The sequence below is a fragment of the Mucilaginibacter sp. P2_D11 genome (assembly GCF_056404435.1).
In genome coordinates this window covers 1-12,542 of record NZ_JBFUEA010000019.1, presented here as the reverse complement: position 1 = coordinate 12,542, position 12,542 = coordinate 1, and the positions used below count along the sequence as shown (strand labels likewise).

At 46.5% G+C, this 12,542-nt stretch carries 9 protein-coding genes and 1 rRNA gene; 9 read left to right on the top strand and 1 reads right to left on the bottom strand.

The window, feature by feature from the left end; all coding sequences use genetic code 11:
• The first annotated feature begins 41 nt into the window (after positions 1-41).
• The 9 genes from AC1DXC_RS23655 (at position 42) to AC1DXC_RS23615 (ending at position 12,030) form a co-directional block, all read left to right on the top strand.
• The gene (locus tag AC1DXC_RS23655) at positions 42-1,826 is read left to right on the top strand and encodes a tetratricopeptide repeat protein (RefSeq protein ID WP_477461645.1); all 1,785 of its coding nucleotides are present in this window, start codon (positions 42-44) and stop codon (positions 1,824-1,826) included.
• A 54-nt stretch (positions 1,827-1,880) separates the two neighbouring features.
• A complete protein-coding gene (locus AC1DXC_RS23650) occupies positions 1,881-2,396 on the top strand; it encodes a hypothetical protein (RefSeq protein ID WP_477461644.1) in 516 nt (171 codons plus the stop codon).
• 242 nt (positions 2,397-2,638) lie between these two features.
• The gene (locus tag AC1DXC_RS23645) at positions 2,639-2,941 is read left to right on the top strand and encodes a DUF4286 family protein (RefSeq protein ID WP_477461643.1); all 303 of its coding nucleotides are present in this window, start codon (positions 2,639-2,641) and stop codon (positions 2,939-2,941) included.
• 7 nt (positions 2,942-2,948) lie between these two features.
• A complete protein-coding gene (gene rfbC / locus AC1DXC_RS23640) occupies positions 2,949-3,503 on the top strand; it encodes a dTDP-4-dehydrorhamnose 3,5-epimerase (protein WP_477461642.1) in 555 nt (184 codons plus the stop codon).
• A gap of 250 nt (positions 3,504-3,753) precedes the next feature.
• Positions 3,754-4,587, top strand: coding sequence for a M57 family metalloprotease (locus AC1DXC_RS23635; protein ID WP_477461641.1), 834 nt, complete (start codon positions 3,754-3,756; stop codon positions 4,585-4,587).
• Positions 4,588-4,775: 188 nt separating this feature from the next.
• Entirely contained in the window at positions 4,776-7,475 is a 2,700-nt protein-coding gene (locus AC1DXC_RS23630) for a S8 family serine peptidase (protein ID WP_477461640.1), read from the top strand.
• 109 nt (positions 7,476-7,584) lie between these two features.
• Positions 7,585-10,422: an outer membrane beta-barrel family protein gene (locus AC1DXC_RS23625; protein ID WP_477461639.1), complete on the top strand. Its 2,838-nt coding sequence runs from the start codon at positions 7,585-7,587 to the stop codon at positions 10,420-10,422.
• Positions 10,423-10,450: 28 nt separating this feature from the next.
• Complete coding sequence (locus tag AC1DXC_RS23620) at positions 10,451-11,227, top strand: GLPGLI family protein (protein ID WP_477461638.1); 777 nt, start codon at positions 10,451-10,453, stop codon at positions 11,225-11,227.
• A 233-nt stretch (positions 11,228-11,460) separates the two neighbouring features.
• The gene (locus AC1DXC_RS23615; protein WP_477461637.1) at positions 11,461-12,030 is read left to right on the top strand and encodes a 3'-5' exonuclease; all 570 of its coding nucleotides are present in this window, start codon (positions 11,461-11,463) and stop codon (positions 12,028-12,030) included.
• Positions 12,031-12,298: 268 nt separating this feature from the next.
• Here AC1DXC_RS23615 and rrf read toward each other — a convergent pair.
• Positions 12,299-12,410: ribosomal RNA gene (rrf, locus tag AC1DXC_RS23610) — 5S ribosomal RNA — on the bottom strand.
• Between the last annotated feature and the right edge of the window lie 132 nt (positions 12,411-12,542).

Sequence of the window (12,542 nt, the reverse complement as noted above, 5' to 3'; positions counted from 1 at the left end):
AACTAAAATCTTCAAATGCGATGAAGCGTTTTTCAATCATAATGATACTACTTTTTGCGTTTTGTACAAAGCTTTTTGCGCAAAATAATGATCTGGCGCTGGCACGGCTATACGCCCAGAACGGCGAGCAGCAAAAAGCGCTGGATATTTACCTTAAGCTGTACAAACAAGATAATGAAGGCTACTATCAGCAATACCTGAACGCGCTGCTGGCAGGCAAGAAATTCGACGAAGCGGAAAGCATCACCCGGAAAATGATTCGTAAGCACCCCGGTGCCTACGAATACAATATTGCCCTGGGCACCATATACACCCAGCAGGGCAATACCGATAAGGCCGACGATATATACGCCGCGCTGATCAAAAACCTCCCGGCCGACCAAAACGAGATTGCCTCCATCGCCTCGCAATTTTACCAGAATGCCAATGTAGAGTATGCTGTGAAGATTTTTTTGCAGGGTCGCAAGCTGTTACATAACGATGCGCTGTTCTCCTTCGAATTGATAAACCTTTACCGCTACAAACGCGATAAAGCCGGTCTTACCGAGGAATACCTTAACTTTTTGCCTTCCAACCCATCGTTCTTAAACCAGGCCGAAAGCATGTTATCTACCGTGTATGAGGGTGCGCCCGATTACGATATATTGAAGTTTGCTTTGCTGAAACGGATACAGAAAGACCCGCAGCAGTTCATCTACGTAAACCTGCTTACCTGGCAATACCTGCAACAAAAGGATTTTGGGCAGGCGCTTAACCAGGCCATTGCCCTTAGCCGCCGCCAAAACGATGATGGCAGTAGCATATACGAGCTGTGCAGCACCCTTAGTGCCAACGAGGCGTACGACGAAGCCATCCGCGGGTATGAATATATTATTGCCAAGGGGAAAGAAAACCCCAACTATGTTTCGGCCAAGATAGAGCTAATCAACACCAAGAACCTGAAGGTTACCAGCGGCAAATACACCCAGGCCGACCTGCTAAGCCTGGAGCAGGACTACCTTAACCTGCTGAACGAATTTGGCCGCAGCCGCAGCACGGTGTTCGCTATGCAAAAGCTGGCCGGCCTGCAAGCCTTTAAGCTGCATAAGCTAAAAGATGCACAAACCCTGCTGGAAAGCGCCGTGGCCATAGCCGATGTACGCCCAACCCTGTTGGCAAGCTGCAAACTGGATCTTGGCGATATTTATCTGCTGAACAACCAGCCATGGGATGCCACCCTGCTGTACAGCCAGGTGGAGAAAGACAACGCCAACACCGCCGTTGGCCAGGATGCCTTGCTGCGGAACGCGAAGCTAGCTTACTACACCGGCGATTTTGATTGGAGCAGGCGTCAATTGGATATTTTGAAGGCGGCCACCACGCAGCTGATAGCTAATGACGCGTTGAATCTATCTTTGCTGATATCCGATAACCTGGCTATCGACAGCGCGGGCGCGGCCCTTAAGATGTATGCCCGTGCCGATTTGCTGATATTTGCCGAACAAACCGATAAAGCAGTACTCACCTTAGATAGCATACCAAAAAAGTACCCCGGTTCGCTGGAGGCTGACGTGCTGATGGCCAAAACCAGGATACTGCTACAGCAAAAGCAATATCCCGAAGCGGTGGCCCTGCTTAAGCAAATTGTAGAAAGCCACCCAGACGACCTATGGGCAGACGATGCCGTATTTATGCTGGGCGACCTATACGAAACCAAACTGAACAACCCCGCCATGGCCCAAACCTATTACCAAAAAATAATTACCGATTACCCCGGCAGCCTCTGGCTGAACGATGCCCGCAAACGCTTCAGGGCGTTGAGGGGCGATAAGAATGATGCCAGTTAGGCTTTAATGCCAGCCCACATGGCGTTTAACAAATTAATGCATTACTTTTAACGCATGAAAAAAACCTATTACCTTATTTTATTTGTGCTGATGTTATCGGCAGCAACTAAAGCCCAAACCAATTGGGTCACAAAAAACATCGATGAAAAATTGTCGATAAAATTCCCTGCCGAACCGGAGACAGTGACCAAAAATGGCATTAACAGTTATTTGTTGAAAGGGAAAGACGGTATTGGATACAGTACCACGGTGGTAGATTTAAAGGTTGTAGCCAATTTAGATTCCGCCACCCTGGCATCGGTTAAGGACAAACAGGAATTTGCCGATGGACTGATGGCTGGTATGGCAAAAAAAAAGACCAACTATACCTTAGGGGCTTTAACGATAGGCAAATGGAAAACCTATAGCACCTATAGCGCCTCCGGCACTGAAAACACTAATAAAGGTACGTTATGGCTAAAAATGATATTAATTGGCAGCAAAATGTACTCGCTCTCGTGCCTTATACCCGCTAATACGGCGGCCAAAAATAATGAAGTGTTTTTTGACTCGGTGGAGATATTGAAATAGATTGGGTCATTGGGTCATTGGGTCATTGGGTCATTGGGTCATTGGGTCATTGGGTAAAATCTTGAATACGGTGTTGTGTTTTAAATAAAATCAAAAAAAGCATCAGTATAATTTTCTCTTAATCCCTTAAATCTGTTTAAAAATCAATCCTGTTTAATCCCTCAATCCTTAAATCCAGTCAAAAAATTAATCCTGTTAAAAAAGCATCCCGTTAATCCTTAAATCGTGTTACTTTTGCCCTTATGATTATTTACAACGAAACGTTTATCCTCGAAGATACGGTTGAGCAGGAATGGCTGGCCTGGATGAAAGAGGTGCAGATACCCGCCATTATGGCAACGGGCTATTTCTCATCTTATCAAATCCTTACCATTATCGATTCGCCAAACGAGGGCATTACTTACTGCGTGCAATACATGGCCGATACCATCGAGCAGTTTCAGGAGTATTACAGTGGCCATCTGTTCCGCTTTCAGGATGGGCACCAGCAACAATTTGCTGAGCGGTTTGTATTGTTCAATACCGTTATGAAAACCGTAGATTAAGCAGCATATGACCGCGACCCAAACCATTATCCCCGGCGTAATCATATTAGAGCCCCGCGTATTTACCGACGATAGAGGGTATTTCTACGAAAGCTACAGCAAACGCACCCTCGCCGAGATAGGCATTGAGGCTGACTTCGTGCAGGATAACCAATCCATGTCGCAAAAAGGCACAGTTAGGGGCCTGCATGCACAGGCGCATCCTTTTGCGCAGGGCAAACTGGTGCGCGTTTTACAGGGCAGCGTAATGGATGTAGCGGTTGATGCGCGCCTTGGCTCGTCAACCTATGGCAGGCATGTTGCCGTGGAACTAAGCGCCGCCAACAACCTGCAGCTGTGGGTACCGCCAGGCTGCCTGCACGGTTTCGTTACGTTGGAGGATAACACCATCTTCGCTTACAAAGTAACCAACTACTACGATAAAGCATCAGAAACCGGCGTACTTTGGAACGACCCCGAACTGGCCATAGGTTGGGGCGTTGCAGAAACCGAAGCCGTAGTATCTGCCAAAGACCAGGTGCTGCCCGCTTTTAAAGATTGGCAAAGTCCGTTTTCTGTTTAACAAAATCATTCCCCCTTTAAAAAAACGCATAGCTTAAAAGCCATGCGTTTTTTTTGTGACCAATCGCTATTCTTAAAACTATTAAACCTGTCAATAAAATAAACATTTTCGCCCGAGTTGTTAATATTTTAATCCGTTGTTAATTAAAAAGCAACACAAGTGTCATATTTTTCGTATATATGTAAACTTAACAAAATACTAACTAACATTTAACTCACTTAACCCATTTACCTCACTTAACTCCATTTACATGAAAACAAATTTTCTATTTAAAACCGGCCTTGCGGTTGCGGTAGTATCAACCGTACTTTTCGCTTGCCAAAAAAATGCAAAAACTCCCGGCACGCCCCCTACTTCATCAACAGAATTATCTGCGCAGGTAAAGCAAAGCATTGCCGGCATGGGTTTCAGCACAGTCGATGCGCATAAAGTTGACGGCGGTTACCTCGTAGAAGGCGATATCCTTTTAACCGATGAAAACCTTACCGAAGGGATAGCCGGCCCCATATTACGCATTGCCGAATCTGAACAGTACCGAACCACCAACCTGGTAAAAAACTTACCGCGTACAGTTACGGTATCCATATCAAACCTGCCTGCCGTTTACGGTACCGCTACCCAAAACGCCATTGCGCGCTACAATGCGCTTAACTTAACCCTTCAGTTTCAGTTTGTGGCAAGCGGCGGCCAAATACAAGTAGTTGGCTTTAACCAGGGCCCAAGCGGTGGCTATATTACTTTAGGTTCGTCGGGCTTCCCAACCAGAAAAGGCAACCCTTACGGCCAGATACAGATGAACACCAACGCACAGGCTTACGGCACAAACCCCGATGTAAACTACCTTACTTCGGTTTTACAGCACGAAATGGGCCATTGCATTGGTTTCCGCCATACCGATTACTTTAACCGCGCGTACAGCTGCGGTGGTACGCCAACAAATGAAGGCGCTTCAAACATTGGCGCTATACTTATCCCGGGTACGCCATCAACTGCTGATGCAAACTCATGGATGCTTGCCTGCTCTAATGGCGGCGACCGCACTTTCAACGCCAACGATAAAGTTGCGCTGAACTACTTATACTAAGTTAAATTAATTAAAAAATTAAGTGTTAGTTTTACATAAAGGGGGGCATATGCTCTCCTTTATGTTGTTATATGCCTATGTTAAAAAAAGGGATCTGCCTTTTACATTTACTTGCAAGCTTTCTCTTTTGTGAAGCACAAACTAACCGTGCCGATAAAAATATCAGTGCCATCTATTCGGCTGACAAAATGGGCGCAGAAAAGCAGCCCGATAGCCTCTATTATTACCTCGTAAATATTAAAAACCCTACAAAATTTGCCACACAGATAGTCCGCCCCGTAAAAAGGGTATCTTATAATTACTATGTAGTTTCCTCTACTCAAAAGCTAATTGCCGATAGCAATATGGCAATTGTTGCCCCCGCAAACCCGCTTTGGAAAGCGGATGACAGGTTGGCCAAATTAACCGCAGAACACCCCAACAGCACAAAACTGATAACGCTTGTACTAAAACAGGCCGATGAGAGCAGCCTTGCAAAACTACGCCTGGCAACTACAATCATCAGCACAAGCGGCAACACTATCATCATAAAAACTCCATTAAAACAACTTAGCAATATATTAACCGATGGCAATATCACCTTTGCGGGCCTGGTGCGTAAAGCCCATGAAGAACTGGCGATAGATAACATCGACCTTGGCGTAAATAACATCGCCGCCATAACCGGTAACTATCCCGGCATAAACGGCAGCGGCGTTAATGTGAGCCTGAAAGAAGAAAACTACGACGAAACCGACATCGACCTGATGGGGCGTTCGTTTATTGCTGCCCCGGCATCACCAAATATTTCGGGGCATGCCAACATCATGGCAACTTTAATTGGCGGCAATGGCAATTCGTATATAAAAGGGCTTGGTGCTGCGCCGGCAGTAAAATTTACTTCGTCGGATTTTGCCCGGCTTTCGCCCGATAGCACCCCATATTTTAAAAATTACCACATCAGCATTCAAAACCACTCATACGGTGTGGGCATCGAAAATTTTTACGGGATAGAAGCTGCTGCCTACGATGCACAACTTTATGAACAGGATACCCTGGTGCATGTGTTCTCGTCGGGCAATATCGGTACCACGGCACCCGAAACAGGCATTTACAACGGGATAAGCAATGTAGCCAACCTCTCAGGCACTTTTAAACAAGCAAAAAATGTACTGGTAGTTGGCGGTACCGGCCACACCAATATACCCGAGGCCTTAAGTTCATCGGGCCCGACCTATGATGGGCGCGTAAAGCCCGAACTGGTTGCCGATGGCGAAGACGGTACCTCCGGCGCAGCGGCGCTGGTATCGGGTACGGTTGCATTGTTACAGCAGGCCTATAAAAAACAATATCAACGTCTTCCCCCGGCCGCATTAATAAAAAGCGCATTGATTACAGCTGCTGATGATATCGGCCAGCCCGCAGTAGATTTTAAAACCGGCTACGGCAAACTAAACGCTTTAGAAGCGGCGAGGATATTAAACGAGGGGCGTTTTAAAGCCGGAACCGTAAGCAACAACGGGCAAAGCAGTTACCAAATTACCGTGCCACCCAACAGCGGCATGCTCAAAATATCATTAGCCTGGAACGATGCCCCGGCCGCGCTGAATGCGCCATCGGCATTGGTAAACGACCTCGACCTAAGCGTTACCACACCCTCGGGTCAAACCTTATTGCCATGGGTGCTCAGCAGCTACCCCTCGGCAGATTCGCTTACGAAACCTGCAACACGCCAGCGTGATACGCTTAATAATGCCGAGCAAATAACCCTGCAAACGCCCGAAGCAGGCGTTTATACCATCAGTGTAAAAGGCAGCCGTGTTGCAACAGGCACGCAGCCCTTTTATATAACATACTCGGCCATAGCGGCTAACCATTTCGAGTGGGTATTCCCGCTGAGCAATAACCAGGTATTCGCTGGCGACGATAATTACCTGCACTGGCAAAATACCTACAGCACCGCAAGCGGCCAGTTAAGTGTAAGCTACAACCATGGCGCTACCTGGCAGCCTGTTGCCAATGTTAACCTGGCCGATGGCTTTTATAAATGGGCTCCGCCGGATACGTTTACACAGGCTATGCTGAAATTAACCATCAATGGCGGGGATCATATCAGTCCGGAGTTTACTATCTCTAAACCACTGATACTTAACGTGGGCTACAAGTGTACAGACGGAACGCTTTTACACTGGAGCCCTCAGCCCGGCGCAACGGGATATACTATCTACAGCATTAAAAATAATATTTTACAACCGGTAACCACAAGCACCGATACTACGATTACTATCCCGGCGGCAACGCAAACATCAAATTATTTTGCTGTAAGCGCCACGGGCGATGGCTTCGAGGGGATAAAAAGTTATACTATTGATGCTACAACACAAGGCGTGGGCTGCTACGTAAAAACCCTGTTGGCCAACATAACCACCGACAGTAAAATACAACTAACGCTATCGGTTGGCAGCGTAGTGAACCTGAAAGATATTACCTGGGAAAAACTTATCGGCCCAGATAAATACCAACCGATAGGAACTACGGCCATCGCTGCAAATGCACTCATTTACCAGTTTACTGATACCACACCAAAAAAAGGCATCAACTACTACCGGGCAAAACTTAGCACTACCGATAGCAAAATTATATACTCGGATAATGCTAGCGCCATCCTTTTGCAAGCGGCGCAGTTTACACTATACCCTAACCCGGTTACCACGCAGCTAAACATCCTCAGCGGCGACATTAGGGACTATGAGCTAAAATTGTACGATACCATGGGCATTTTACGGTTCAGCAAAACCTTCAACGGGCTGCAAAATGAAATACCGCTACGCATAAATCCCGGTGTGTATGCCTGCATCATCTCATTTAATGGCAGCGTGCTTTACAAAAGCAAAATAGTTAAGCTTTAGTAACAATATTGCTATTTAACACTTCAGTGGCTGTTTTTAACACATTTTAACAAGTTGCATTTCTGCTACTAAGATTTTAGTTATATCTTGCGTGCACTAACTCTAAACTATGAAAATCACATTTACAGCACTATTCTTCTTTTGTATATGCTCATTTTCGGCCATGGCACAAAAAACGTACTCGGTGAAAGGCACCCTGCGCGATTCTGTGGCCAATGTTGGGCTGTTCAACAGTTCGGTGAGCGTGCTCAACGCAAAAGACTCTACCCTGCGCAAATTTGTGCGGGCCAATAGCAGCGGCGCGTTCAACTTATCGGGCCTGGGCAAAGGCAGCTTCATCCTGCTGGTTACCTACCCCGATTATGCCGATTATGTAGAAAAATTCACGCTCGATTCTGTACATACCGATCATAACTTCGGCAACATCAACATGTCGCTAAAATCGAGGTTATTGAAAGAAGTACTTATCAAAGGCACCGTGGCCGCCGTAAAAATAAAAGGCGATACCACTGAATACAACGCCAAGGCATTCGTTATTCAGCCAAACTCTAAAGTGGAAGATTTGCTGAAACAGCTCCCCGGCATACAGGTAGATAAGGATGGCAAAATAACCGCGCAGGGCCAAACCGTAAAAAAAGTATTGGTTGATGGCGAAGAATTTTTTGGCGACGACCCAACACTGGTTACCAAAAACATCCGCGGCGATATGGTAGACAAGGTGCAGCTGTACGATAAAACCAGCGACCAGGCAGCCTTTACCGGCATAGATGATGGCGACAAAACCAAAACCATCAACATCAAATTAAAAGAAGATAAAAAGAACGGCTACTTCGGCAAAATAGATGCAGGCGTGGGCACCGATGGTTTTTACCAGGGGCAGGCACTGTTCAATAAATTCAAAGGGAAAAAGAAATTTTCGGCCTATGGCACCCTGGGCAACACCGGCAAAACCGGTTTGGGCTGGGAAGATAACAATAAACTGGGCACGGGCGGCGGTCTGACGTTTGGCGACGACGGCGGCGCATACTTCGATGGCAGCAGCGGCGACAATGGCCTCGATTCGTTCAGCGGAAATTACGAGGGTGACGGCATCCCGGTAGCGCGCACCGGCGGTGTACACTACGACGATAAATGGAAAGCCGATAAATACAGCCTAAACACCAACTATAAAATAGGCTCGCTTTCGGTAGATGGCACGCGTAACACCATATCGCAGCAAAACCTGCCTGATGCCAGCAATAGCAATACCAGCGTTATCAATAGCGTAACCAACCAAACATTCAACAATTACATGTTCAGGCAAAAGCTGGATGCCACTTACTCGGTTAAGCTGGATAGCACCGCCACCCTGAAATTCTCGGTTGACGGTACTCTGAAGAACAGCACCACCCGCACGGGTAACTTATCTTCCAGCACACGTGCCGACGGCACCTTGCTCAACAAGAACGACCGCTCGGTTAACAACGACGTAGACCAGCAGCTATTCAACGCAACGGTATTGTACACCAAAAAATTGAAGAAAAAGGGCCGCACGCTATCTGTAAACGTAAACACCGGCTTTACCGATAATAAAGCGGATGGTTTCCTGAAATCGACCCTGGGCCTGTACGACGAACAAAGCCAGCTGGATAGCAGCCAGGTAATCGATCAGCGGAAAATCGATAACACCAAGACCTCGAAATTCAACACCAACGTTACTTATACCGAGCCTTTCTCCAAGTACCTATCCATGATACTGAGCTATGGCATCAACTTCAACAACAGCGATGCCGACCGCCGCTCATACGATCAATCGGCCCCGGGCAATTACAACCTGCTGAACGACTCGTTGAGCAACCACTACATCTTTAACCAGGTATCTAACCAGGGCGGCCTTAACTTCAACTACAAAAAAGGCAAAGGGACGCTGCGGTTCGGCACCCGCCTTGCCGATGTTACCTTCAACCAAAAAAACCAAATTCTGGGCACCACAGCAAAACGTAGTTTCCTGAACTGGAACCCCACGGCCAATTATCAATATAAAATATCCACTTATGGTGGCATCAGCGTAAACTATTACGGCAGCCAAACGCAGCCCACGCTAGATCAGTTGCAGCCCATCCGCGTAAACACAGATCCGCTTAACGTGATAATCGGTAACCCGGACCTGAAGCCATCATTTACCCATCGCGTTAGCCTGTGGTACAATATGTACAAAGTACTTAGCGAGCAATCTATCTGGATAAACGGGAGCTACAATTTTACCACCAACCCCATCGTAAACAACGTGGTAACCAATACCGCAATAGGCAAAAGCACTATACAGGCCATTAACCTCAGCAACCAACGCCCATCTAACTACAACGTAAGCGCAGATATGGGCCGCAAAATAACGGCCCTGGGTCTTAATCTGGGTGCGCGCCTAAGTACTAACGGTAACGTTTACTACAGCATGGTTACTACCAACGACGCAGCCAGCCAACTAAACCGCACCAAATCCAACAACTACTCGGGGCAACTATCGCTGTCTAAATACAAAGAGAAAAAGTTCCAGATATACATCAACGCCGGGCCGGATTACACCATCGGCCAATCGTCGCTGCAGCCAGACCGTAACAACAACGGCCGTGGTTTCAATGCCGATTACTATATGAACTTTTATCTGCCCTTTAAATTACAGGTAAGCAGCGACGGGCAGTACCAGTACCGGGCGGCTACGCAATCGTTCGCTACCGATTTCAGGCAAACCATCATCAACGCCAGCATCACCAAATCGTTCTTCAAGGCCGAGAACCTGAAGCTGGTTTTAAGAGGGAACGATTTGCTTAACCAAAACTCGGGCTTTAGCCGTTCAGCATCCAGCAACCTCATTACGCAAACGCAAAATACCACCATAAAACGCTATTTCCTGTTATCAGTAGTTTGGGATTTCAGCGGAATGGGCGGCGGTACGCAACCAAAAAAATAAGGCATTAAAATATCAAGATATCATAAACATGAAAAAGCACCTGTTTGTATTATTGGCCTGCCTGCTCAGCAGCGGCATGCTATCGGCACAGAACGCACATTTTACCACATCGGGCACTATAGAGTACGAGAAGAAAGTAAACATGTACGCCGTTATCAAAAAAGTAATCAATAAGGATAACGAAAGCTGGTACACCCCGGCGTTCGAATCGTACAAGAAGAACAACCCACAGTTTAAGACGCTCCTCAGCAAGATGACCTTCGGCAACAATAAAACGCTGTACACGCCCATAGAGTCTGACGATCCGCCGAGCAACAGCTGGTTTAGCGATATGCCCCTTGCCCAGCAGATAAACACCATTTATACCGACCTGAACACCAACTTCAGCATCACCAATAAGAAAGTTTTCGACGAAGCCTTCCTGGTAAAGGATACCACCCGCAAAATAAACTGGAAAATAACCGACGAAACCCGCGAAATTGCCGGCTATACCTGCCGCCGCGCCAACGCCATCGTAATGGATTCTATTTATGTAGTGGCGTTTTATTCAGACGAGATACCTGTATCCGGTGGCCCCGAATCGTTCAGCGGCCTGCCCGGCATGATATTGGGCCTTGCCCTGCCGCATGAGAACGTAACCTGGTTTGCCACCAAAGTAACCGATGTGCCCGTTGCCGATGCCACCATTAAAGCACCTGTAAAAGGCAAACCGGTAGATTATAAAAGCCTCTTCAACACCCTAACCACGGTAATGAAAGACTGGGGCGAATACGGCAAGAAGTTCTTTAAGATATACCTGTTGTAGGGCTTATAAGCGAGAGACTACAAGGGGGCTTCCCCATATAATATTAACCGGCAGGATTGTTCATCGATCCTGCCGGTTTTTTGTTGCAGAATTAATTTGGGGAAGTTCCCCCCGCTGCCGCAAGTGGCGCGCATGCAAGGTAACCGCCAAAGGGCTAAACCTACCCGTTTAGGCTAACGTATCCTTTGTGACAATATGGATATTAGTACCTTTAGTAATACTCTTTTTACAGCATGTATTTATTTTTTGATACCGAAACCACCGGCGTTCCTAAAAAATATAAAGCCCCGGTAAGCGATTTAAACAATTGGCCCAGATTGGTTCAAATAGCCTGGATATTACACGATAGACATGGCAATGCATTGGATAAACAATGCTTTATAATAAAACCTGATGGCTTTATTATACCCGCCGCAGCATCCAACATACATGGTATAACAACGGATAGTGCTTTAAAAAACGGAGTTGAACTTGGAGGTGTGTTAAAAAAAATCAGTAGTCACATAGATTCATCACAATACTTAATTGCTCATAATATCAGTTTTGATAAAAACATTGTTGGAGCTGAATTGATTAGAAATAAAATAGCCAACACAATACCGAGTAAAAAGTTACTGTGCACAATGGAAAGTGCTACAAATTATTGTGCAATAAAGGGCCCTTACGGGTATAAATGGCCAAAACTTACTGAATTGCACAAAAAACTATTCAATTGCAGCTTTGAAGGCGCACATGATGCTATGGCAGATATAAGTGCAACTGCGAAATGTTTTTGGGAAATGAGAAAGAAAGGGATGATATAACCGGTTTTGGGTTAGTTCCCCCAAACTGCCGCAAGTGTCCGCACTTGTGGCCCGCATGCAAGGTAGCCGCCATGCCCTCCCGGTAGCATTTACATCCTTCTCGCCATATAAAAGCATTATCTAGCCACAAGCGGAGACGCTATGCGGCAGCGAAAGGGGGATTGGTTAGGCAGGACGAGGCCCCGGGCGGATGAAAAACTCCTCTAAACGAAGAAACCCCTTCATCGTTAGATGAAAGGGTTCTTGTTAAGGCCATTGAGGCATTAAGATTTGGCACCGACCTACTCTCCCACATTTTACTGCAGTACCATCGGCTCTGGCGGGCTTAACTTCTCTGTTCGGAATGGGAAGAGGTGGACACCGCCGATATAGGCACCTGAATTTCTTCAGATTGGTCACCAGGTCATTGGGTCATTGAGTCATTGTTAACTCGTTCGACACCAGGACAGGTGACTTTTCTATATTTTATATTGTTTATTCATTCATCAGTGTGCAAAGAATGACTCAATGAC